Origin of the sequence: Chryseobacterium vaccae, from assembly GCF_009602705.1 — a bacterium.
In the GTDB taxonomy this organism is placed as follows: Bacteria; Bacteroidota; Bacteroidia; order Flavobacteriales; family Weeksellaceae; genus Chryseobacterium; species Chryseobacterium vaccae.
This window is the reverse complement of sequence record NZ_VSWH01000001.1, coordinates 55,678-79,295: the sequence shown is the minus strand read 5'-3', so window position 1 is coordinate 79,295 and position 23,618 is coordinate 55,678. Positions and strand designations below refer to the sequence as shown.

At 37.5% G+C, this 23,618-nt stretch carries 19 protein-coding genes; 8 read left to right on the top strand and 11 right to left on the bottom strand.

What is annotated here, in order from left to right; all coding sequences use genetic code 11:
* Nucleotides 1-166 precede the first annotated feature (166 nt).
* Entirely contained in the window at nt 167-3,061 is a 2,895-nt protein-coding gene (secD, locus tag FW768_RS00315) for a protein translocase subunit SecD (protein WP_153391323.1), read from the bottom strand.
* 218 nt (nt 3,062-3,279) lie between these two features.
* Here secD and FW768_RS00310 point away from each other — a divergent pair, with 218 nt between their 5' ends.
* Entirely contained in the window at nt 3,280-4,650 is a 1,371-nt protein-coding gene (locus FW768_RS00310) for a PQQ-dependent sugar dehydrogenase (protein ID WP_153391321.1), read from the top strand.
* A 139-nt stretch (nt 4,651-4,789) separates the two neighbouring features.
* Here the strand turns inward: FW768_RS00310 and FW768_RS00305 are convergent, their stop codons facing one another.
* The 4 genes from FW768_RS00305 to FW768_RS00290 form a co-directional block, all read right to left on the bottom strand.
* On the bottom strand, nt 4,790-5,998 hold the full coding sequence (locus FW768_RS00305) for a hypothetical protein (RefSeq protein WP_153391319.1): 1,209 nt from the start codon (nt 5,996-5,998) through the stop codon (nt 4,790-4,792).
* A gap of 5 nt (nt 5,999-6,003) precedes the next feature.
* Nucleotides 6,004-7,362, bottom strand: a complete 1,359-nt coding sequence (gene hemN, locus FW768_RS00300; RefSeq protein ID WP_153391317.1) for an oxygen-independent coproporphyrinogen III oxidase — start codon at nt 7,360-7,362, stop codon at nt 6,004-6,006.
* 272 nt (nt 7,363-7,634) lie between these two features.
* Entirely contained in the window at nt 7,635-8,648 is a 1,014-nt protein-coding gene (locus FW768_RS00295) for a WD40/YVTN/BNR-like repeat-containing protein (RefSeq protein ID WP_153391315.1), read from the bottom strand.
* Nucleotides 8,649-8,690: 42 nt separating this feature from the next.
* Nucleotides 8,691-10,208 (bottom strand): amino acid permease, encoded by a 1,518-nt coding sequence (locus FW768_RS00290; RefSeq protein WP_153391314.1) that lies wholly within the window; start codon nt 10,206-10,208, stop codon nt 8,691-8,693.
* A gap of 164 nt (nt 10,209-10,372) precedes the next feature.
* Between FW768_RS00290 and pnuC the strand changes: the two genes are divergently transcribed.
* From pnuC to FW768_RS00265, 5 genes are all read left to right on the top strand, one after another.
* Nucleotides 10,373-11,050, top strand: a complete 678-nt coding sequence (gene pnuC, locus FW768_RS00285; protein ID WP_153391312.1) for a nicotinamide riboside transporter PnuC — start codon at nt 10,373-10,375, stop codon at nt 11,048-11,050.
* Nucleotides 11,047-11,730, top strand: a complete 684-nt coding sequence (locus FW768_RS00280) for a hypothetical protein (protein ID WP_153391310.1) — start codon at nt 11,047-11,049, stop codon at nt 11,728-11,730. Before pnuC ends, FW768_RS00280 begins: the two co-directional genes overlap by 4 nt.
* 93 nt (nt 11,731-11,823) lie before the next feature.
* Nucleotides 11,824-12,591: a diaminopimelate epimerase gene (gene dapF, locus FW768_RS00275; protein ID WP_153391308.1), complete on the top strand. Its 768-nt coding sequence runs from the start codon at nt 11,824-11,826 to the stop codon at nt 12,589-12,591.
* 33 nt (nt 12,592-12,624) lie between these two features.
* A complete protein-coding gene (gene mltG, locus FW768_RS00270; protein ID WP_153391306.1) occupies nt 12,625-13,650 on the top strand; it encodes an endolytic transglycosylase MltG in 1,026 nt (341 codons plus the stop codon).
* Between the two features lie 169 nt (nt 13,651-13,819).
* A complete protein-coding gene (locus FW768_RS00265) occupies nt 13,820-16,417 on the top strand; it encodes a TonB-dependent receptor domain-containing protein (protein ID WP_153391304.1) in 2,598 nt (865 codons plus the stop codon).
* 38 nt (nt 16,418-16,455) lie between these two features.
* Here the strand turns inward: FW768_RS00265 and FW768_RS00260 are convergent, their stop codons facing one another.
* From FW768_RS00260 to FW768_RS00245, 4 genes are all read right to left on the bottom strand, one after another.
* The gene (locus FW768_RS00260; RefSeq protein WP_153391302.1) at nt 16,456-16,908 is read right to left on the bottom strand and encodes an adenylyltransferase/cytidyltransferase family protein; all 453 of its coding nucleotides are present in this window, start codon (nt 16,906-16,908) and stop codon (nt 16,456-16,458) included.
* Between the two features lie 11 nt (nt 16,909-16,919).
* Nucleotides 16,920-17,684 (bottom strand): methyltransferase domain-containing protein, encoded by a 765-nt coding sequence (locus FW768_RS00255; RefSeq protein ID WP_153391300.1) that lies wholly within the window; start codon nt 17,682-17,684, stop codon nt 16,920-16,922.
* A 14-nt stretch (nt 17,685-17,698) separates the two neighbouring features.
* Entirely contained in the window at nt 17,699-18,721 is a 1,023-nt protein-coding gene (galE, locus tag FW768_RS00250) for a UDP-glucose 4-epimerase GalE (protein WP_153391298.1), read from the bottom strand.
* Between the two features lie 482 nt (nt 18,722-19,203).
* Entirely contained in the window at nt 19,204-20,328 is a 1,125-nt protein-coding gene (locus FW768_RS00245; protein ID WP_153391296.1) for a DegT/DnrJ/EryC1/StrS family aminotransferase, read from the bottom strand.
* Nucleotides 20,329-20,414: 86 nt separating this feature from the next.
* On the opposite strand from FW768_RS00245, the gene FW768_RS00240 reads away from it, so the two are divergent.
* Nucleotides 20,415-22,019, top strand: a complete 1,605-nt coding sequence (locus tag FW768_RS00240) for a S8 family peptidase (RefSeq protein ID WP_153391294.1) — start codon at nt 20,415-20,417, stop codon at nt 22,017-22,019.
* An 88-nt stretch (nt 22,020-22,107) separates the two neighbouring features.
* On the opposite strand, the gene FW768_RS00235 is transcribed toward FW768_RS00240, so the two are convergent.
* A complete protein-coding gene (locus tag FW768_RS00235) occupies nt 22,108-22,614 on the bottom strand; it encodes a hypothetical protein (RefSeq protein WP_153391292.1) in 507 nt (168 codons plus the stop codon).
* A 27-nt stretch (nt 22,615-22,641) separates the two neighbouring features.
* The gene (locus tag FW768_RS00230; RefSeq protein WP_153391290.1) at nt 22,642-23,115 is read right to left on the bottom strand and encodes a hypothetical protein; all 474 of its coding nucleotides are present in this window, start codon (nt 23,113-23,115) and stop codon (nt 22,642-22,644) included.
* A 166-nt stretch (nt 23,116-23,281) separates the two neighbouring features.
* Here FW768_RS00230 and FW768_RS00225 point away from each other — a divergent pair, with 166 nt between their 5' ends.
* Nucleotides 23,282-23,590 carry a hypothetical protein gene (locus FW768_RS00225; RefSeq protein ID WP_153391288.1) on the top strand — a complete coding sequence of 103 codons (309 nt, stop codon included), beginning with the start codon at nt 23,282-23,284 and terminating at the stop codon, nt 23,588-23,590.
* Nucleotides 23,591-23,618 lie beyond the last annotated feature (28 nt).

Here is a 23,618-nt window from a genome sequence, read left to right as displayed (position 1 = left end):
TTACTTTCAGTTGTACTTGGTAACAATGCCATATAATTAAAACCGCTTTAAAATTCTGAACTGATATTATTCAAAATCTGATATTAACACTTCTGATGTTTACTTTTCAACCATAAAAAAGGCCGCTTCTTTCGAAACGGCCTTTACTTATTTATTGTAGTCTATATTACTTTGAAGCAAGTACTTCTTTGTTGGATGTTGACTTTCCATGTACATCTTCTTCTTTTCCTGTCTTAAGGAAATCATAAGCGATTGCAGATGCAATGAAGATGGATGAATATGTACCAAATCCGATACCGATAAGCATTGCGAACATAAATCCTCTCAGGTTATCACCACCGAAGATGAAGATCGCCAAGATCACAAGGATGGTTGTAAATGAGGTGTTAAATGTTCTACCTAACGTACTCGAGATAGAGTCATCAAATAATCCTGCCAATGTTAAAGATTTCTTCTCTCTTAAATATTCCCTGATTCTGTCAAAGATGATCACGGTATCGTTAATTGAGTACCCTAATACGGTAAGGATTGCTGCAATGAAATCCTGGTTGATCTCCATGTTAAACGGCATATATTTGTGAAGAAGCGAGTAAGCACCCAGAATAATTACCGCATCGTGGAACAATGCTGCCACCGCCCCAAGAGAGAACTGCCATTTTCTAAATCGTACAAGAATGTAGATGAAGATTCCGGCTAGAGCAGCTACAACTGCAAGGATACCGTGTGTTTTGATATCGTCTGCTACTGTAGGTCCTACTTTTTCAGAAGAAATAATTCCGGCATGATCTTTATCTGCAGATTTGAAATCTGTCAGGGTAATTCCAGCAGGAAGGTTTGATTTCAGTCCTTCATATAATTTTTGTTCAACAATCTGGTCAGCTTTTAAAGATTCATCTTCGATAAGGTAATCTGTAGAGATCTTTAACTGCTTATCATTTCCGAAAGTTTTAGCTTCTACGGAAGAATTTTTTCCGTCCTCAGTTTTGAAGATTTTTACCAGGTTTTCTTCAATATCATTAGCGTTAACTGTTTTATCAAACTTCACTACATAGTTTCTACCACCAGTGAAATCGATACCGAATTTAAATCCGTGAGTTACAATTGAAACAACACAAATAACCGTTAAAACAGCAGAAATAATATAAGCGTATTTTCTTTTTCCAATGAAATCGATCCAGGTATTTCTGAACAGGTTCTTTGTAGGAGCAGTCCAAACAGAAAGACCTTTTCCTTTATCCAGTCTGCTGAAGATCATTACTCTGGAAAGAAGTACTGATGTGAACAATGTCATTACAATACCAATCATCAATGTTAATGCAAAACCTTTGATAGGTCCTGTTCCGAAGAAGAATAACACAACGGCAGTCAATAATGTAGTCGTGTGACCATCAATAATCGCATTTAAAGCGTGTTTGAAACCATCTTTATAGGCTTCTAAGATGCTCTTTCCTGCAAATAGTTCTTCTTTAGTTCTTTCATAGATAATTACGTTGGTATCTACCGCCATGGCCATCGTAAGAACGATACCTGCAATACCAGGAAGGGTAAGCGTAAAGTCACCGGAATCCATAATTCCGAAGATATAGAATAAGTTGATGATCATTGCAATCACCGCATATACTCCGGCACCACCGTAATAGAAAATGATATAAACGATAATGATAAGGAATGCAATAGCAAATGAGATCATCCCTGCATTAATAGATTCCTGTCCTAAAGACGGACCTACCTGCGTAGCTTGAACCACTTTTGCACCAGCCGGTAATTTACCTGCTCCTAAAACGTCTACCAATTCTTTAGCTTCTTCCTGAGAGAAGTTACCAGAGATCTGAGTTCTTCCGTTTGGAATAGCCCCTACAACATTCGGAGCTGTATATACTCTGTTATCAAGAGTTACCGCTACAGGCTTCCCTACGTTTTTCTCTGTTAAAGTTTTCCATTCTTTAGCTCCTTTGGAATCCATCTGCATGTCTACCACTACTCTTCCAAGTTCGTCATAACTGATGCTGGCAGTCTCTACCGCACCGTCTACCGGAGCTTTTTGATTGATGTTACTTCTGATAGCATACAATACCAAATCATCAGGACTTGTAGCTTCAGGTTTGTAACCCCATATGAACTGTGTATATTTAATGTTAGCCGGACGTAAAGACTGAGCTACTTTGCTGTTTAATATTTTGTTTACAACAGCTGTATCAGATAGTTTTACGTTAGCTACCCCATTGCTTCTTAATTTGTCAAGCTGCAGAAGGTTCATGAAGTTAACATTCTTTTTAACTCCCATAGAATCTCCTTTTGCACTCACCATAGCTGTTAAATTCTGGAAATAAGGAGCGATTTCAGCAACCTGCTGTACTTCCCAGAACTGAAGTTTTGCTGAAGTCTGAAGCATCTTCTTTACTTTGTCGATGTCTTTCATACCCGGCATTTCTACTGAGATTCTGGCTGTACCAGGTACTCTCTGAACGTTAGGCTGGATAGCACCAAGCTTATCAATCCTTGTTCTGATTACCTCGAAAGCTGTACCTACAGAAAGATCAACTCTTCTTTTAATGATGCTTTTTACCTGATCATCAGAAGTATTGTATTTGATCTCAGACAGATTGGTGTTTCCAAAAAGTTCAGGATCAGCAAGTTTAAGGTTAGTTCCTTTTGCCTTGTTGATCACCTCAAACTGTTCGAAGAAATTGTCGATGTAAGGTTTTGTAGAATTTTTCTGAACCTCGTCAGTTTTGTTCAAAGCTTCAATAAGAACAGGATTGGTAGAATAATTGGTAAGATCGTTCACCAGGTCTCTCTGGTTGATCTCCAATAGAACGTTGATCCCCCCTTTAAGGTCAAGACCAAGTTTCATTTCTTTGTCCTTTGCTTTTGAATAGTAAAGCTTTGTATAACCGAGATTAAGAGTATCTTCCTTGATCCGTTTGATCTCTTTCTCGTTCCCATTCGCAGCTTCAATCTGCGATTCAATTTTGCTGGCGTACCAGGTTGGCAACAGCTCGTTTAAGCATATCAGCCCTAGCACAATAGCAACAATTGTAATAAGTCCTTTTCCTTGCATTTTGTTATAACTACGTTAAATTAAGTCGGCAAATATAATGATTTTATTGATATTTTATGAATTTTTTAACAACAGAAATGGTTTATTTTCAGATATATCGGTGTTTTAATTTCTATTTAAGATTTAACAATTTTTTCACCGTATCATCATGAAATTTTCAAATTTTAATTGGTATAAAATTTTCATTCCTATATCAATACACTAAATATCAAAATATTATGAAAAAACTACTTTTTACGATGGGTATTTTTTCTTCTTTAATTATTAATTCTCAAAGTATTAATTTGGAAGAATTTGCATCCGGGCTTACCAGTCCCGTGGAAATTACCAACGCCGGAGACAGCCGTCTCTTCGTTGTACAACAGAATGGAATTATTAAGATCCTTCAGCCAAACGGCAGCGCTAATACAGCAGATTTCCTTAATATCAGCACCAAGGTTAACTTTAGCGGGGAAAGAGGTCTTCTGGGGCTTGCTTTTCATCCACAATATTCATCAAACGGATATTTTTTTGTCTATTATAACAATACCGCTGGAAATATAATTGTCGCCCGATATTCCGTAAACCCTACCAACCCTGATGTTGCCGATCCCGCTTCTGAAAAGATCCTTCTGAATATTCCCAAACCTTTCGACAATCATAATGGCGGGAGCATTCATTTTGCCCCTGACGGAAATCTCTGGATTGTTACCGGAGATGGAGGAAGCGGCGGAGATCCCAACAACAATTCCCAAAACAAAAACTCTCTCTTAGGAAAAATGTTGAGAATTGATGTGAATTCTACCGGCCCTTATAATATTCCTGCAGGAAATCCATTTGCCGGAGCTGGTGTAGACGGGGCTGATGAAATCTGGGCATACGGTCTCAGAAATGCATGGAAATGGTCTTTTGACCTCACTTCCGGAAATGTAATGATTGCCGATGTAGGCCAAGGCGCTATAGAAGAAATCAACAGGGTTCCGATCACACAGGCAGGTGTGAACTACGGCTGGCGATGCTACGAGGGCAATAATGCTTATAATACAGCTGGCTGTCCGGGAATGGCAACGATGACCTTTCCTGTTGCTGTTTATAATCACTCGGGAGGAAGGTGTTCCATTACCGGAGGCTATGTTTACAGAGGAAGCCAGTATCCTTCACTTCAGGGAAAATATTTCTTTGCAGACTACTGCTCTACTCAGATTGGTATCATGAGCACTGACAACTCCATTGTGTGGACCGCAGCAAGTTCTGGGAATAATTTTTCCACCTTCGGACAGGATTTTCAGAAAGAACTTTATGTAGCGGCCGTTACCAGCGGAAAAATCTTTAAAATCACAACAGGAACTTTAGCCATTGAAGAAACTGATAATTACAACCCTGTAAAAATTTATCCCAATCCTGCTTCTGAAAAAGTTTTCGTTGATGGTTTCAACGAAAAAAGACGTTCAGCAGATCTCATCAGCACCGAAGGAAGAATAGTTCTGGAGAATGCCAAAATTGAAAACGACGGCAGTATTAACATCACAGGGGTTCCCTCAGGGGCTTATTATCTGATCTTAAAATCCGGAGATATCAAATCTTACAGCCAGAAACTTATTGTTGAATGATTGATTAGGTGGGAAGATGGAGGCTGGGAGATGGAAGTTCCAAGAAGTCTGAAATATAAATTCCTGCATTATTATTCAGGAATTCCATAATCAACAGATAAAAATCCCCTACCTGATTATTTTTTAAAGCTGTAAAATTTCAGTCCCGGTTATATTTTTCCGGGGCTTTTTTATACAGATACCACACCATTGAAAAAATAGGAATAAGTATCAGGATTCTCACAGGAGTTGAAAACCTTTCCGTTTCATTTTCAAAAAGAAAATTGGGAAACATGGATACCAGAGCTATTGAGATTAAGAAAAAGACAATTTCAAATAAAGATAATTTATTGCCATGCTCATGTACCGGTTGAAATTTTCCACATAAAATCCAGAAGCCTGTAAAAAGGATAATAAACGGAAAGCTCCATATCCTGAATGTATCCCAGGCAATTGAATGCAAAACTAACGGTGATACCGATACCACGGCAAGGAGTAAAAGGATATAAATGTTTATTCTGCTGAACTTCTTATACACCATATACGCCATAAAAAGCAAAGGCACTCCATATTTGACGGTTCCTATGGAAAGAAAAACCCTCTTCAGAAAATAGGGAGCTTCACTTTTCAGATAACTTCCAAAACCTTCGGTATAAGCAGCTGCCACAGAATTAGCAACCCCTTTTTTAATTAATTCTGTATTCTTCAGATAGTTAAAGATAAGCTGACGGTTATCCTGCCCGTACAGTTCCTGATAAAGAGACACTGAAACGGTTGCAGCAACAGGTAGCAGTAAATAAAGTCCGATCTTTTTTAACAGACCTGAATTGAACGTCAGTTTGTTATCCTGAACTTCATTCACCAGCAATGCAAAAAGACAGACCGGGACCATCAGAACAAAAGAAACTTCATGGGCAACAATACAGAATACTGTAATCAATGAAGCCAGGATCATCTTTTTATGACCAATCAAATACACTGATAGTAAGGTCATCAGAAAAATAAGGTGATCAAAATAACCGATAAGATGCGCCGAAAGTATCATATACTGTGATAAAAAGAATATCACATAGAAAAGAACTTTCTCAATACTATAATTTTTCCAGGTATTTCTGACCGCAATACTCAATAGTGAGGCATATAACAAGAACAATATCACGGATGAGATAATCAGAATGTTGAATTCATTCTTCTCGAAAAAGAAACCAAACAGCTCTCCTATCAGACCTCTCTTGATGAATCCGAAACGGTAATCCATCAGCCAGTGTGCTATTGCCCATTTATTCGGAAGTCTTACCGTCTTAAAAAAACTGAAAGACAACGCAAACAGATATAAAAAAACAATAAGAAACTTCTGATTTCTGCTCATTAATTTTAGATGGTCATAGAGAAAATTCTGGTCTCCGGCTTATTTCGCATCATTCTAAGATCGAAAACCATCGCTACATTTCTTGTAAAAGCTCTTCCTTTTTCTGTAATTTTTATCTGATTGTTACTGATTTCCACCAATTCATCATTCTCCATTTCCTTCAGCATTTCCAGGGCATTATCCAATTCCGGGAAAGAGTTTCCGACATTAAAAGAAGTTTCAAGCTGGCACATCAGGTTAAGGATATGCCTTCTTACCGTAAGATCTTCTTCATTAAGGATATGGCCTTTTACCACAGGAATTTCACCTTCTTCCACGGTTTTCTGATATTCTTCCACCGTTTTTACATTCTGAGCAAATGCATACCATGAATCGGAGATGGCAGACATTCCTAATCCTACCATCAGCTGGGTATTGCTTGAGGTATAGCCCATAAAATTCCGGTGAAGTTTTTTATGGATCAGTGACTGGTACAGGTCATCATGTTCAAGGGAGAAATGGTCCATTCCCACTTCAATATAGCCCAGATCCTGAAGAAGTTTTTTACCATCTTCATACAGACGGCGTTTTTCTTCTCCACTTGGAAGGTCATTTTCATCAAAACCTCTCTGCCCTACTCCTTTCACCCATGGAACGTGAGCATAAGAATAAAAAGCCAATCGGTCCGGCTTCAGTTCCATTGTTTTTCGGATCGTATGCTCCATAGCCTCCCAGGTCTGATGGGGAAGTCCGAAAACAAGATCATGGCTGATTCCTCTGTAACCGATCTCTTTAGCCCATTCCGTAACATTTTTCACGTTTTCGAAAGGCTGGATTCTATTAATCGCTTTCTGTACTTTAGGATCATAATCCTGTACCCCGAAGCTTACCCTCCTAAATCCGAGATCATATAAGGTCTGAAGATGTTCTCTGGTTGTATTATTCGGATGTCCTTCAAAAGAAAACTCAGGATGTTCGGCAATATCTACGGTTTCAAAAATTCCTTCAAGCAATATTTTCAGATTCGCAGGAGAAAAAAATGTAGGTGTCCCCCCACCCAGGTGCAATTCTTTTAGTTTTGGCCTTTCTTTAAAAAGATCAAGATACAGTTTCCACTCTTTTAAAACACTTTCCAGATAGGGTGTTTCAACGCTATGCTGTTTGGTAATACGTTTGTGGCAGGCACAGAAGGTACACAATGCCTCACAAAAAGGTAAATGGATATAAATAGAAATTCCCTCCTCTGCATTGCTCTCATGAAAAGACCTGATGACACTTTCTTTCCATTTTTCAGGTGAAAATGTCGTTTCATCCCAATACGGAACGGTAGGGTAAGAAGTGTAACGAGGTCCGGGAATATTATATTTATCTATTAAAGAGTTCATCTTGAAAATTAAAATTTTATTGGAAGATGAAATTCAGCTTCATCAGATTCCATCCTGCAAAATTAACCATTACTGATGAATTTTAACCTATGAATTATATTAGGTTCTATTTTATAATGAATCTAAATACTCTCATAAAACCCTTCTGGCAGGCTAATAACAAACATTCCACCAAACCGGTTAATCATTCTGAAAAGAGGAAGTTATTTTCTATGATTACTATTTATAATTTCTTTAGAAAGAATCATCGTGAATTCAGGTTAAATCCCTGCTTAAAATTTCAACTTCATCAGCATAATCCTGCCATTCCCGGCAAATATGATGGAATTATTATCTACCCAGCTGCATACAAACAGTCCTTTTTCATCGGAAATCTTCTTCCATGTTTTCCCGAAGTCTGATGAATAACTGATATGCTGGTCTCCAACAGAGATGATTTCTTTTCCTTTTGATCCGGGCTTAATTTTCACACAGGTCGTATATCCTGCATTCTTCCCCGAAGCCTGAATCTTCCAGGTTTTTCCGGCATCATGGCTTGTCGCTATATTATTAACATTTTCAGTCTGCTTGGTATAATCTCCTCCTACAGCAACTCCAAACTGATCTTCAAAAAAATCGATTGAATACATTCCCTGTGCAGATTCTCCCTGTACAAAAGGGATTTCAAAAACTTCTGCATTCTGATTTTTCAGATTTATTCTTAAAATCCTTGAAGCCTTCCCTCCTGTTGCAATCCATAGGAAATTTTTGGATGAAGCGATATTGGTGTTACTGGCAGCAAAGGCAGCCTCTCCAGCGTTCAGTTTCACATTATTTTTGAACATGCTCCACTTTCCGTTTCTGTATTCAGCAAGTTTCAGCATATTATCCGGCTCTGAATCACTGAAAGTAAAAGCCAGTTGAGGATTTACAAAATGTAAAGCATCATAGAATGCCGTTTTTGTGGTATCCGTAAAGATAATCTGTGATTTAAGATCTTTTTTATCAATTTTAAAGAAGTAAGCCGGGCTTACAATATTGATTGCATAAAACGAATCTTTGTCCTGTGCCAGTGTTCTGAACTGAAGGTTTTTATCAGAAAGCTTAATCTGCTTCTGATTTTTATGATCCCTGAGATCTATATACCCGAATTTTGAATCCGTTCCGCTGTACCAGATTTTGTGATCATACAGTTCAAGTGCTCTTATACTGATTTTGTCTTCAAAAATTGTTTTAAAACTTTCAATCTGCTGGGCAAATGAACATATTCCCCAACACGACAATACAATGGAAAAAATCTTTTTCATAAGCATAAATAAAAAAACCGCCGAAGCGGTTTATGTGAATAATTAATCGATGTTTTTATACTTTTCAGGATTGTTAAGTTTACTGTTTGATTTTCCATAAAGGAAATAAATCAACCCTCCTAACAACAGCCATGCGGCGGAAAGCTCCAATGCATGAGCACTTAGACGCGAAATCAGAAATAAGTTAATAACCACTCCTAAAATCACTACGATCTGATAAGCCGGTACTTTAAAAGGTCTGATTAAATTAGGTTCTTTCTTTCTCATTACCCAAACAGCGATACAAACCAATGTAAACGCAAACAGGGTTCCAAAGCTTGTCATATCAGCCAATGTAGAAATTGGAGTAAATGCTGCAATAAGCGCCACTATAGTTCCTAACAGAATGATTCCTTTGTAAGGAGTTTTTGTTTTTGGGTGAAGCTCTCCAAAGAATCTAGGAATCAATCCGTCTTTTGCCATTCCAATGAAGATTCTGGACTGTCCCATCATCATTACCATTACTACAGAAATCAGTCCTACGGTAGCTGCAATGGTTACGATATTACTTGCCCAGTGTTTTCCTGCTATTTCAAAAGCGTAAGCCACTGGTGCTTTAATCGCATCCGGAAACTTTCCTTCAGGGTTAAAGTCTGTATAATGCATCATTCCTGTTAATACAAGAGATACACAGATATATAAAGCTGTACAGATTAATAATGAAGTGATAATAGCGAAAGGAACATCTTTTTTAGGATTAATCGCCTCTCCTGCCTGTGTAGAAACGGCATCAAAGCCAATATACGCAAAAAAGATAGCCGCTGCTCCGGAAATAATTCCCTGAATACCATAGGCTGAGACCATATCTCCTTCAGAGTTTTTGATTTTTATCTGATCGGGAATAAATGGCTTCCAGTTCTTCACTCCATCAGCTGCAGTATAAAGATCTGTGTTTGAAAAGATGATATAAACTCCGGCAATGATTACGAAAATAACAGCTGCTGTTTTCAATAATACAATCAGATTATTGGCTCCTGCTGCTTCTTTTGTCCCTTTTACCAGTAACGCGGTAATCAGTAAAACAAGAATGAATGCAGGAAGATTCATTGAAAACCCGTCTCCTGTATAACTGGCAGGATCAGAAGTAAGATAAGCGGGTAAATGTATCCCGAATATTTTCAAAAATTTGGTGAAATATCCTGACCAGCTCACGGAGACCGCCATACTTGCCATGGCATATTCCAGGATGAGACACCATCCCATAGCCCAGGCAAAGATTTCTCCTACCGTTCCATACGCATACGCATAGGCAGAACCTTCAACAGGAATAATAGACGCAAATTCTGCATAACATAATGCGGCGAAAACACAGGCTATACCTGCTATAATAAAAGAAATAGCCAATGCCGGCCCTGCGTGGTAATAAGCTCCGGTTCCGGTAAGAACAAAAATTCCACCGCCGATGATGGCACCTACTCCAATTGCTGTTAAACTCCATTTTCCAAGGACTTTCTTCAGCTCACTTTTCTGCATATCTGCCTCATAGGCACTTAGCGGCTTCTTAACCCAAATTTTAGACATGTTTTTTATTTATTAAGGATTTACGAAAATATAAAAATTTTACAAACCTTAACGTTTATTGATAAACTTTAATGATTTATTTTATAAAAAACCGCTTAAAAAACTGATTAGCACTTTATTTAAATTATTTCAGGAAGTGTTAATTTTTGTTTATTTTTGACCGCATGAATTTATATGATCTCTTTGTAAAGCCCTATGAAAATTATGATACTTTACAAATCATACTGGAAGCTTCAGGAACCGTTTTCGGTATTCTGAGCGTCTATTTCTCCATCAAAAAAAACATCTGGGTATACCCTACCGGTATTATTTCTACACTGATTTACGTATATATTCTTTTTAACTTCGGATTGCTGGGAGACTGTATGATTAATGTCTATTATACCGCCATGAGTATTTACGGCTGGATTTTATGGTCTAAAAACTCCGAAGATCACGTTCACGTGGAAGTTTCCTGGGCAACACAAAAGGAAAGAATGTTTGCAGGAATTCTTTTTGTCGTCAGCCTGGCATTGGTAACTCTTGTTTATTATTACAAACCTTATATTGACAATCATTTTTCTATGGAAGGAACCAGCCTGGGATTATATCATCTTGACTGGGCCAACTGGCTGGATGTAATCACAACTTCTATATTTTTGGTGGGAATGTGGTTTATGGCTAAACAGCGCATTGAAAACTGGTTTTTCTGGATCATCGGAGATTTTATTTGCATCCCTATGATGATTTTTAAGGAGCTTGGTATCACTTCGGTTCAATATTTGGTATTTACAATAATGGCTATCTTAGGATACCTTAACTGGAAAAAAAATTTAAAAGAAAAAGTACAATTAAAGTCATGAAAAATTTATTTAAAATAGCACTAAGTCTTACCATTATTGTTGGTTTATCATCATGTCTGGCCTATTCTGACGGGTATGCCAATAACGGATATGGAGATCCTTATTATAACAACGGATATTATTATGCTCCATCCGGATATTACGGCAATGGTGGTTATTATGGTAATGACGGCTATTATTACAGAAACGACATCAACTATTATTATGATAACGGAGCTCCTTATTATTACTACAATTACAACAACAGCAGAAGAAAAGTATATGTGGAAAGAAGAAATAATGGCGCGGTAACTTCACAAAGACCGAATAACGGGTTTAGAGGTGAGCCAACCGGAAGCGGTAATAACAACGGCATCAGAAACAGTAACACCGGAGGGTTCAGAAATTCTTCAGGTAATCAGAATAACAATAATTACCAGAACAATCAGGGAACCAGAAATACCGGGGGATTCAGAAACTCTTCAGGTACACAGAATAATAACAATTCCCAGAACAACCAGGGAACCAGAAATACCGGAGGATTCAGAAATACGCAACAGTATAATAATCAGAATCAAAATCAAAACCAGAATGGAGGGTTCAGAAATGATTCCAGTGGCGGTTTCAGAAACAGTTCAGGTTCTCAGAATACAACTCCACCAAGTACAGGTACTACCAGACAGTCGGGCGGATTTAGATAAAACGATTATAAATAACACAACGGGCAGTTTTCACTGTCCGTTTTTCGTTTAAAATATATTAATTTTGCTCGTTAAATTTAGATTAAAAAGAATATGGAATTTTATAAATACCAGGGAACCGGAAATGATTTTGTGATGATAGACAACCGTGATCTGCAATTCCCTAAAAATAAAGATATCATTGAAAAGTTATGTGACCGACGTTTCGGAATTGGCGCAGACGGACTTATTCTCCTTGAAAATGATGATCAGTATGATTTCAAGATGGTTTATTATAATTCGGACGGCGGTGAAAGTACGATGTGTGGAAACGGCGGAAGATGTCTGGTTGCCTTTGCTTTTTTTCTTGACATTTTCGAAGATAAATGCAAGTTCATTGCAATAGATGGTGAACATGAAGCTGAAATCCACAACGGCATCATTAAATTAAAAATGATTGATGTAAACACAGTTTCCAATGATGGTGAAGATACGGTAATGAATACAGGATCTCCTCACTATGTAAAATATGTAGAGGATTTGGTTAATTACAATGTTTTTGCAGAAGGAAATAGTATCCGGAATTCAGAAAATTATAAAGAAAAAGGGATCAATGTGAATTTTGTAGAAAAAATTACGGATAATGAAATCTTCGTAAGAACCTATGAACGAGGCGTTGAGGATGAAACTTACAGCTGCGGAACAGGAGTTACGGCTTCGGCTTTAACTTTTCTGCAGAAAAACAATCTAATCTCTGTAAAAGTTAAAACTTTGGGTGGAAATCTTAAGGTACATGCTGAGAAAAATGGAAGTTCTTTCCAAAATATCTGGCTGGAAGGTCCCGCAAAGCAGGTTTTTAGAGGTAAAGTAGATCTTATTTAAAAACAAAAAACTTTTAATCAACATTTTATAATAATGAAAAAAACAGTTCTCATTATCGTTCTGCTGATATTGGCAGCAGCAGGATATTTTGGTTTGAGATTTTATAATACCTATTATGGAAACAACGTTGTGAAAGACGGCTATGTGCTGATTCCTCATAAAGCAAGTTTTAAGCAGGTGCTTGACTCTGTTGCTCCGTATGTAAAAAATAAAGAAGCTTTTGAAACGGTAGCCAAAGACAAAGGATTGGATAAATATTTTAAACCCGGCCGCTATCATTTTGAGGAAGGAGCAGGAAATACCAACCTTGTTAATATGATTAAAGCAGGAAATCAGACGGCCAACAGTTTCAGAATCGGAGATTTCGGAGACATGTACCAGATGATCGGAAAGGTAACGAAGAAAACAGAACTGGATTCTTTACATTTTGTAAATGACCTGAATGAAATTGCTGTTGAAAAAGGCTATAAAAATGCTGAAGATCTGAAGAAATATTTTTTCATTGATACCTATAATTTTTTCTGGACAGTAAGCCCAAGAGAATTCTTCAAGAAGTTTGATGAGCAATATCAGAATTTCTGGACCAGCGAAAGACAAAACAAAGAGCAACAGTCCGGATTGACAAGAGATCAGATTTATGCATTGGCATCCATTGTTTATAAGGAATCCGGAGGTAAAAAAGACGAAATGAAAACCATTGCAGGACTTTACCTGAACCGTTACCGAAAAGGGATGAAACTTCAGTCTGATCCAACTGTAATTTATGCGATTAACAAGCAGACGAATTTCAAGGAGCCGATTAAAAGAGTTCTGTATAAGCACTTATCTACTCCATCACCTTATAATACCTATGCGAATGCAGGAATTCCTCCGGGACCAATCTGCGTAGTGGATAAAAACTCTGTAGATGCGGTTTTAGAAGCAGAAAGCAATAATTATATTTTTATGTGTGCAGATCCTGCAAGATTCGGATATCACAAATTTACAGCAAGTGCTGAAGAACATGCGGTTAACGCAAAAGCCTATCAGGACTGGCTGAATTCAAAAAATATCAAATAGAAAATAATTTTAACTTTATTTTAACAACTCAACAACTAACATTTAGGACTTAAATAATACTTATACACTATAAATAATAAACAAATCGTAATATCATGAAATCAAATCCAATTAACGATTTCACAATATTAAGAGATATACTTTCACGATTTTACACAAAAACTAACTTATGAATCAGACGGAAATTGTCAGTATTTTCACCAAAAAAACTTTAGCGCTTACTTTTGTGCTTTCGGCTGCAGCTATGGCCTTTGCACAGGAAAAAGCAGGGGTTTCAGGAACGGTTGTCAACAAAAACAATCAGCCGGTTCCTTACGCTTCTGTGACGTTCAGCAACAAAGCTAACAAAACGTTAAGTGATGCAGTACTGACCGATGAAAAAGGACAGTATAAACTAGAGCTTGTCCCTGGAAATTATGATATTACAGTAGAAGCTATCGATTACAAGAAAAGCACAGTTAACAAAAGCATTACAGGCCCCGGAAATATCGGAGCTTTATCCATACAGCCGGAAGCTACGACTACACTGGATGGGAAAACACAGGAGATCCAGGGAGTTGTCATCACTGCAGCAGCTACAAAGGCTTATAAAGTAGAACTGGACAAGAAGACCTACGACCCATCTCAGGATATCGTAAGTAAAGGAGGGAATCTTCAGGATGTACTTTCCAACGTCCCTTCTGTTTCTGTAGATACCGATGGTACCGTTTCTATGAGAGGAAGTTCCAATGTGAAATTTTTGATCAATGGTAAGCCTTCTGCCCTTTTAGGAATTGATGACGGTGCTAATGCTCTTCAGAGTATTCCTGCTGATCAGATTGAAAGAATTGAAGTAATCACCAACCCTTCTTCTAAGTTTGAAGCCAGTGGAACTTCAGGTATTTTAAATATCATTCTTAAAAAGAATAAAAAAATAGGTTTCAACGGAAGCGTGATCGGAACTTTAGGTTATCTTCCGAGAACTGCGCTTAACACTAATTTAAGCTGGAGAAAAAATAACTGGACGTGGTTCCTGAACGGCGGCGGCGGTTATTCTGAAAACAAGAGTAAAAACGACACGGAAACCACTTACAACAATATTGTATTTCCTGATGTAGATCCAACAGCTAATCCGTTTGTGCAGCCAAGAGATGTACCGACTTACCAGCTTCAGAACTCAAGAAATAAAAGCTATAACAAAAATTATAACGCAAGTGCCGGTTTTGTATATGACATTTCAGATAAAACATCCCTTAACTTTTCGGGAGTTGTAAGAACATTTGAAAGTGATAACAGTGAACTTCTGGATACCTACAACAGCTTTTACAGGTACAATAAGACTCAGGGAGCATGGAACCTGCTTAACCCTTTCGGACAAAGAGATTCTGAAGGAAGAAGTACCAACCTTGCTTTTCAGGGAGATCTAGGATTGGATCATAAATTTGACGACAAAGGACAGAATTTATCCGTATCGTTAAGTGTACAGCGAAACAGAAGCGTTAACAATTCCAATATTCTTGAAACGGAAGATGCAGCTTTCGTTCAGCAGGATATTACCCGCAGATATTCTGTCAATAAAACCATTATCGGAAAGGCAGATTATGAGCTTCCTATTGGCGAGCAGTCTAAGCTTGAGGCTGGATACAGAATAGATGTGAATAACAATGATTATGACAATACAGTAAACAGTACTTCCAATAATCCGTTTATTCTTGATTATAACAATAACACGAATTATCGTGAAATGTTCAATGCCTTCTATTTACAGTTTAAAAGCAAGGTTGGAGAAAAGTTTGCTTATCAGTTAGGATTAAGAGATGAACTTTCGAATGTAAAGATTGATTATGTAAACCAGAATCCAGCCAAGCCTGCTTTGAATAAAACTAAAAATTACAACAACCTATTCCCGAGTATATTTTTAAGTTATGATATTTCAAAGAACAATCAGATTTTATTGAATTATTCACGTAGAATTGACAGGCCAAGATCGTTCTTTATGGTTCCTTTCCCGAACTACAGCAACAGTCAGAATGTTTTTGAAGGAAACATTGATCTGAATCCATCGTATGTAGATTCATATGAAGTAGGTTATAACATTACAAGAAAGAAATTTACCGTTAACCCTACCCTTTACTACAGACATGCAACGGATGATACTAAAATGCTTGTCTACAGACCAGATGAAAGCCAGAGTGTTTTCTATACCAAGCCGATTAACCTTGGAAATGATGACCGTTATGGTTTAGATCTGAATTTCACTTACGATCCTTTCTCATGGTTAAAAATTATGGGTAGTTTAGACATGTTCGGATATAAAACAACCGGTATTGCCTATTATGATACAAAAGATCCAGAAGGGAATACGAAAACAGGATCGATGAATTTCACTGGTGATGGTTTCTCTACAAGAGCCCGTCTTAATACCACGTTTAAGATTGATAAAACATTAAGTGTACAGCTTCAAGGGTTTTACAGAGGAGCTCAGAAAACAGCCAACCAGAACACAGAAGATATGTATGCGCTGAATCTGGGTGCTTCCAAAACGATCTGGAAAGGCGACGGAACCATCTCTTTCAATATTCAGGATATTTTCAATACCAGAAACAGAGAGGTGCTAAGCTTCAACAGCGATTATTCCCGCCGAAACTATATGCAATGGCAGCCGAGACAGTTCTCTATTGCTTTAACTTACCGTTTCAAACAAGGTGAAAAAATAGAACAGCCTAAGAAGAAAAAAGACATCAACGCCAATGAATCCGGCGACGACCAGCAAGGAGGTCCTATGTAATCATAAAAAATCCCGAAAATTAAATTTTCGGGATTTTTTTATTTTACAGTTTCAGTCTGTTCAAATTTTTCTTTTTCTGCCTCGTAAATTCTTCTTCTCAGGTCGCTTGTGGAAAATCTGTGATCTCTTTTATTGTAAAAGATTTCTATTCCTTTTTCCTCACAATACTGTTTACCTGTAAAGTCTCTGTCCATGTAGTCATCACCAATGATTCTTACATCAATTACAAAAGATTTCAGGATATCCAGCAGGTCTTCTTCAGTGTAATAAGGGATAATTTCGTCAACAGCATTCACTGCTTTTAACTGAATGTACCTTTCTACGATCGTCTGGCTTGGTCTGTTTTTATTCGGTCTGTCGTGGGACGGATCAATCTGGAGACCTACGATTAAATAATCACATACTGTTTTGGCTTCTTCAAGCATTTTAATATGCCCTGCGTGCAACAGGTCAAATGACGAAAAAGTAATGCCTATTCTTTGTGTCTTCATATTGTTTTAAATTAAAATTGCCCTGAAATAAACGTTCTTTTAAAAGGATAAAAGACCGGTGATTCAGGGAAAATATGTTGTAATTCGTTTTTATATTCTTTTTTAAATTCTTCTTTCAGCTCATCAGGAAGTTTCTCTATATACGGAATAATTGCTGTTCCTGAGGCCCAGGTAAATACAGCATCAGCATTTTCAAGAACATGAGGAAACACCTTTTCGAAAACTGTGATCTCTTTTCCTTTATTCTCGAATAAAATTTTAGCGTAATCTTCAATCTTTAAAACCGTATACTCTCTCTGCCATGAGCTATAAGCCGTTTTATAGGGTTCTTTTTCAGCTACCTTTCTCAACAGCTGATGAACGATATATTCATGATTGGAAGGAATCTGCACGGCAAGCTGTCCTCCTGCTTTTATTTTACTGATAATCCTTGGAAAAAGCTCTTTATGGTTGCTGCACCATTGAATGGCTGCATTGGAAATAATAAGATCGAAAGTATCGGGTAGACTCAGTTGGTCTTCAATTGACCTCTGCTCAAAATGAAGCCGGCTTGTTTTATAATGAGCTGCTTTTTCAAGCATTTCTGCAGAAGAATCAATTCCTACAACTTTAGAATCTTCCAAATAGTCCAACAGTTTAGAAGTCAGCTCTCCTGTTCCGCATCCCAGATCTATAACAGAAAGATCTGTTTTTGATTTCACGAGCTTCAGCAGGTCAAAAAAAGGGGCTGAACGCTCTTCTTTGAATTGGTCGTATATTTCGGGATTCCAAGCCATGATATAGGTGTTTTTTAGTTATTTCTGGACTGAAGGTATTTCTGCCATTCCCAGGTTGTTCTTAAAGACTCTTCCAGTGAAGTTTCGGACTTCCAGAGAAGATCTTTTTCAGCTTTGTCTGCATTGGCATACGCTATAGTAATATCTCCTTCTCTTCTCGGACAGATTTGGTAAGGAACTTCTACGTTGTTTGCTCTTTCAAAAGCCTTCACAATCTCCAATACAGAAGAGCCTTTTCCTGTTCCCAGATTATAAATATCAATCAACGTTTCATCATTAGCACTTTGCATCAGCTTTTTAAGTGCATTTACGTGAGCCTTTGCAAGATCAACGACGTAAATATAATCACGAACCGCTGTACCGTCTTCTGTATCATAATCATCACCCCAGATGCTTAGCTTTTCACGGATTCCGGCTGCGGTCTGTGTTACATAAGGGACCAGATTGTTCGGAACTCCGATAGGCAGCTCGCCTAATATGCCTGAAGGGTGTGCTCCAATTGGATTGAAATATCTTAGCAACGAGATTTTTCGGTGATAAGCTTTTGCAAAATCAATTAGGATTTCTTCTCCCATCTGCTTGGTCTTCCCATAGACACTTTCAGGAAGTTTTAATGGAGTGTTTTCATCGATCGGCATTTTTTCAGCCTGTCCGTACACCGTACATGAAGAACTGAAAATGAAGTTTGAAATCCCTCTCTCTTTAAACTCCTGAAGAATATTAATCAGGGAGAATAAATTATTTTCATAATAATCTACAGGTTTCAGCTGGCTCTCTCCTACTGCTTTTGAAGCAGCAAAATTGATACAGCCATCTATTTTATGAGCATCAAAAACCTGGGTAAGAAGCTCTCTGCGTCTTAAATCAAAGGGATAGAAAACAGGTTTTTTCCCTGTAATTTCTTCAATATTATTTAAAATAAACCTTTCCGAATTGGAAAGATCATCAACAATAACAACCTCAAAGCCATTATTGATCAGTTCTACTACTGTGTGGGAACCAATATATCCCAGTCCGCCTGTAACAAGTACCGCCATTTTTTAGTAATAATTTTTTTTATTCTTTATGTTGTCCTATAAGATCAATACCTTCATATTGCGTACCCTTATATTTAAATTTATTGATTAATATAATTAGAAATATAAAACTGCCAATAATTCCGGAGTATTAAATGATCTGATGATGAAACACTTTTATACACATCACCAAATTTCTGAAAAATCAATGATATTGAAAGGATGACAATGAGAAAGCCATAATATATGTTCAGAAACATTACGCTTTTTGAATATTTTATTAAAACCATTACGATCGTTGCACAAGCTAATAAAAGAATAAATCCTCCCAAAAACAATACAAAATAAGCAATGGACGAAGCATCATCTTTCTCATTTATGAAAAGGTTATAAGTATCAAAAGTTCCGAAACCAAACAATAATAATATTAAAAAATTAAATACTGTTACAGTAGCTGTTACTCCTCTATATCTGAATAACCTCCTTTTCATCATTTCATTGCACTATTTCATAAACTCAAGCACCGCATCTGTAATATACTTCAGCTGCTCTTCGTCTAATTCTGTATGCATCGGTAAAGAGATCACCTGATCCAAAAGCTTGTCTGTATTTACAAAATCGGCATCATTGCTTTCCTGATAATACGCTTTCTGCTTTCTTAATGCTACCGGATAGTAGATCATGGCAGGGATTTCTTTTTCAGTCAGAAACTTCTGAAGTTCGTTACGTTTTCCGTTCAGAATTCTCAACGTATACTGATGGAATACGTGGGTAGAGCTTTCTGATCTTTGCGGGGTAAGAATATTTTCATGTCCTGCAAAGGCTTCGTCATAATAATCTGCAGCTCTTCTTCTCGCCTCGTTGTAAGAATCCAGATGAGGAAGTTTCTTTCTTAAAACAGCTGCCTGAATGCTGTCTAATCTTGAGTTCACCCCAACCTCATCATGGTAATATCTTTCATACATTCCATGGTTTACAATTCCTCTTAAACGGTGTGCCAGTTCGTCGTTGTTGGTAAAGATCGCGCCTCCGTCTCCATAGCATCCTAAGTTTTTAGAAGGGAAGAATGAAGTTGTACCGACAGTCGCCATGGTTCCTGCATACTTTTCAGTACCATCTGAAAAAGTATATTGTGCACCGATCGCCTGTGCGTTGTCTTCAATTACATAAAGGTTATGCTCTTCAGCAATCTTTAAAATTTCTTCCATATTCGCGCACTGCCCGAAAATATGAACAGGAATGATTGCTTTTGTTCTTGGCGTGATCGCCTTTTTGATTTCCTCTGTTGAAATCGTGAATGTATCGTAATCTACATCTACCAAAACTGATTTCAGTTTCAGCAAATGAATAACTTCTACTGTTGCGGCAAAAGTAAAATCTGCAGTGATCACTTCGTCTCCTTCTTTCAGGTCCAAAGCCATCAATGCAATCTGCAAAGCATCTGTCCCGTTTGCACAAGGGATCACATGTTTTACGTCTAAATAAGATTCCAATTCATTCTGGAAAGACTTTACCTCAGGCCCGTTGATAAAAGCCGCTGAATCCATTACATTTAAAACCGCATTATCTACATCATTCTTTATTTTGTAATACTGACTTTGCAAGTCAACCATCTGAATTTTTTTCATAAACAAATATTTCTGTAAAAATAAGGAATTTAATATCCTATCAAAAATTTTATTGATTTTGTTTTATCTTTATAGAAAATAACTGCATGAAAAAACTTTTACTCTTTTGTCTTTTAACAGGTTATTCTTATGCAACGGCACAAACAGAACTTGTTTTTGTTCATTTTACCGATAAGCCTAACAAAGCTGCATTTTATGCCAATCCTCTTTCGGAGCTTACTCAAAAAGCCCTTACCAGGCGTACTGCACTGGGCATTCCGCTCAATGATCAGGATGCTCCTATTGAAGCTTCTTATCTACAGAATCTTCAGAACCTGGGCTTTACGGTTACGGATTATTCCAAGTGGCTGAACGGAGTGGCTGTGAATGCTACCTCATCACAGATAACGCTTCTTCAGGGGCAGCCTTATGTATCTTCAGTAGAACGTTTTGCCAGAAATAGCCCGGCCATTCCTAAAACAGCATCGGCCAGTAAATGGAATGATATTTCCGGAGCACAGAAGGAGCTTACTGTTTTTGATTATGGTTCCGGTTCTGACCAGATCGATCAGGTTAACATACGTCCTCTTCATCTTGCAGGATATACAGGAACGGGAATTTCCATTGCCGTTATTGATACCGGTTTTCCTTATGTAAATACGGGATCGGCTTTTGAACGTCTCCGGACCAATAACCAGATTAAAGAAGGTTATGATTTTGTAACCAAAACCGCTGATATTTATAATACTTCCCTCCATAATCACGGTTCTGTTGTTCTGGGAGCCATTGGCGGCTATATTCAGGATACTTTCGTAGGATCTGCTCCCGATGCTGATTTTTATCTTTACCGAAGTGAAAATGCAGTAGGCGAAGTTCCACTGGAAGAAATATACTGGATTGAAGCTGCTGAACAGGCAGACCGGAAAGGAGTAGATATTATCACAGCCTCTCTCGGATATAATGTTTTTGATGACCCGCGTTATAATTACCAATATACAGACATGAACGGGAGCACTTCTTTTATTGCAAGGGCTGCCGAAATAGCCGCAGATAAAGGAATATTTGTTCTTGTAGCCGCAGGGAATGCAGGGCAGCAGACCTGGCATTATCTGACGACACCTTCCGACAACGCTAAAGTATTCAGCATCGGGGCGGTAGACGGAACGGGAGTTTCTTCTGGATTTTCTTCTTATGGTCCGAATTCTCTGGGTGTAGTGAAGCCGGATGGAAGTGCAAGAGGAACAGGAACCACTACGGTTAATAATAATTCAACGGCAATCGTCAACGGGACTTCTATCGCCACGCCTATTGCTGCCGGCGGAGCAGCGTGTTTCATACAGGCTTTCCCATCGATGAACAGAGAGCAGATCAGGACAAAATTAAGACAGACGGCTTCCCTTTACCCGGCCCATACCGATCAGATGGGATACGGAATCCTCAATTTCGGGGGACTTTACAATACTGTCCTGAATACTTCTGAAATCGTAAAAAAAGAAAAGTTTGCCATTTTCCCGAATCCGGTTAAAAACATCTTAAATGTTGCTACCGATCATGAAGTGCAGTCACTGGAAGTTTATGACAATCTGGGAAGGCTGGTCAGAAAAAACATCGGAATAAAATCTATAAAAGTTGAAGATTTTGCAAAAGGAACCTATTATCTGAAAATTCAGACTAAGGATAAAGTCTATTATGAGAAGTTCCTGAAGGAATAAACACTAATTGCTGTGATCTGATACACAAGCATAGCACCTTACGTATCTCTCATCATTTGTATTGATGAGAGATTACAAACTTCAACAATTATACTGCATCAACAATACACAATGCTTCCTTACTGAATTTCAAATAGGTAACGGATAACTTTGTTCCTATGGGATAAAGGGAATATTCTTCAGGTTTAACCTTTAATCTTATTTTATCATTTTGGGTTACTCCTGCAAAAGTTAAATATTCTCCATACTCTGTCGCATCCTTATTGATGACGATGCTTAATAATTTATTTTTTCCAACCACCTTATCCTTTTTCCAGTTAGCTGTATCATACCATACCACCAACAGAGCAATAAGATAACAAAACCCAAACAATACAAAACCAGCTGCCACAAATAAGAAATAATCATAGTATTTGAACTGGGTCTGGCTGTCCCTCATGAGAAAAACAATAAATCCCATAACCAGTAATGTTGCAAAAGCTAAAATAACGGGAATTATTTTTCTAAAACCTTTTAACCCGGCTTCAATACGTTCTATTTCTTCAGTACTCAGCGGGATATTTTCCTGTAATTGTATTTTGAAATTATCAGTCATGACAATATTTTTTGATCAACACCGGATTCAACTGCTCTGTTTAATCTGCTGGCGGATATTCTTGTAGTTCTCCGTGAATAATTCCGGAGCTGCTTTCATTTCTAAAAGAGATAAAATACGGTTAAATTTTGGCTGAAGATAGAACCCTTTTTGCAGGTCAAACTTCTTATCTGAATAATATATGGTAGCTGTTGGAGTTTTATATTTTCCCAATCTGCGCATATCTATCATGGTAATATCTTCCCAAGTGAAATGATGGCTCTTCAGACCACCAATGAAACGGATGCCGGAATCAGAAATAATAAGTTGCAGCTGGGTATACATCAACATAGAAATAGCAATGAGAAAAATGAAAGGCATAACAAAAAAAATCTCCTGTGGCAGGTCTTTCACCGTAAATAAGCCTACCCCCATTAACAATACAGCAATGCTCAGAATATAACACACTATTTTCATCCATTGAGGTGCGGAAAAAATCTCTTCAGTCAGGATCTGTTTCATACTGTAATAATACCATTTTTTAGTGATCCAGTCTTTTATTTTTCTTTAATGAAAGTTTGCTGTATACCAATTTTCAGCAGCTTACCTTCAGAATACATAATGAATTCAATTGAAATATTCATTAAAGTTACTAAATTAGTCCATACAAAATAGTATACCCCTATTAATGAATATAATTGATGAAATGCTGTCACAGTATGAATTGAACGCTGAAAACTCAATTTTATCTAAACTTCCTGATTTCATGAATGAAGATGAGATCAGAAAGTACTGCTGGCTTATTTTACAAACCTATCCGGATCTGAAGAAAGAAAGGTGGCTTGTGGGAATTGAAGGTGGAGATTATATTTACAGCTTTGAAGGAAATTATGTCTTTATCTCTGATGATATCTGGAGTTTCAATCTGATCGCTAAAGAATCTGTATTGGAGAGATTAGCTACAAAAATACTCAGCCTGAAGGACAGCGGTTTTTAAAATTGATATATGTAGAACAAAATAGCCT

Excerpts from the sequence above, each read along its gene's own strand:
- secD (WP_153391323.1), bottom strand. The coding sequence starts at position 3,061 with ATGCAAGGAAAAGGACTTATTACAATTGTTGCTATTGTGCTAGGGCTG.
- FW768_RS00310 (WP_153391321.1), top strand. The coding sequence starts at position 3,280 with ATGAAAAAACTACTTTTTACGATGGGTATTTTTTCTTCTTTAATTATT.
- FW768_RS00305 (WP_153391319.1), bottom strand. The coding sequence starts at position 5,998 with ATGAGCAGAAATCAGAAGTTTCTTATTGTTTTTTTATATCTGTTTGCG.
- hemN (WP_153391317.1), bottom strand. The coding sequence starts at position 7,362 with ATGAACTCTTTAATAGATAAATATAATATTCCCGGACCTCGTTACACT.
- FW768_RS00295 (WP_153391315.1), bottom strand. The coding sequence starts at position 8,648 with ATGAAAAAGATTTTTTCCATTGTATTGTCGTGTTGGGGAATATGTTCA.
- FW768_RS00290 (WP_153391314.1), bottom strand. The coding sequence starts at position 10,208 with ATGTCTAAAATTTGGGTTAAGAAGCCGCTAAGTGCCTATGAGGCAGAT.
- pnuC (WP_153391312.1), top strand. The coding sequence starts at position 10,373 with ATGAATTTATATGATCTCTTTGTAAAGCCCTATGAAAATTATGATACT.
- FW768_RS00280 (WP_153391310.1), top strand. The coding sequence starts at position 11,047 with ATGAAAAATTTATTTAAAATAGCACTAAGTCTTACCATTATTGTTGGT.
- dapF (WP_153391308.1), top strand. The coding sequence starts at position 11,824 with ATGGAATTTTATAAATACCAGGGAACCGGAAATGATTTTGTGATGATA.
- mltG (WP_153391306.1), top strand. The coding sequence starts at position 12,625 with ATGAAAAAAACAGTTCTCATTATCGTTCTGCTGATATTGGCAGCAGCA.
- FW768_RS00265 (WP_153391304.1), top strand. The coding sequence starts at position 13,820 with ATGAATCAGACGGAAATTGTCAGTATTTTCACCAAAAAAACTTTAGCG.
- FW768_RS00260 (WP_153391302.1), bottom strand. The coding sequence starts at position 16,908 with ATGAAGACACAAAGAATAGGCATTACTTTTTCGTCATTTGACCTGTTG.
- FW768_RS00255 (WP_153391300.1), bottom strand. The coding sequence starts at position 17,684 with ATGGCTTGGAATCCCGAAATATACGACCAATTCAAAGAAGAGCGTTCA.
- galE (WP_153391298.1), bottom strand. The coding sequence starts at position 18,721 with ATGGCGGTACTTGTTACAGGCGGACTGGGATATATTGGTTCCCACACA.
- FW768_RS00245 (WP_153391296.1), bottom strand. The coding sequence starts at position 20,328 with ATGAAAAAAATTCAGATGGTTGACTTGCAAAGTCAGTATTACAAAATA.
- FW768_RS00240 (WP_153391294.1), top strand. The coding sequence starts at position 20,415 with ATGAAAAAACTTTTACTCTTTTGTCTTTTAACAGGTTATTCTTATGCA.
- FW768_RS00235 (WP_153391292.1), bottom strand. The coding sequence starts at position 22,614 with ATGACTGATAATTTCAAAATACAATTACAGGAAAATATCCCGCTGAGT.
- FW768_RS00230 (WP_153391290.1), bottom strand. The coding sequence starts at position 23,115 with ATGAAACAGATCCTGACTGAAGAGATTTTTTCCGCACCTCAATGGATG.
- FW768_RS00225 (WP_153391288.1), top strand. The coding sequence starts at position 23,282 with ATGAATATAATTGATGAAATGCTGTCACAGTATGAATTGAACGCTGAA.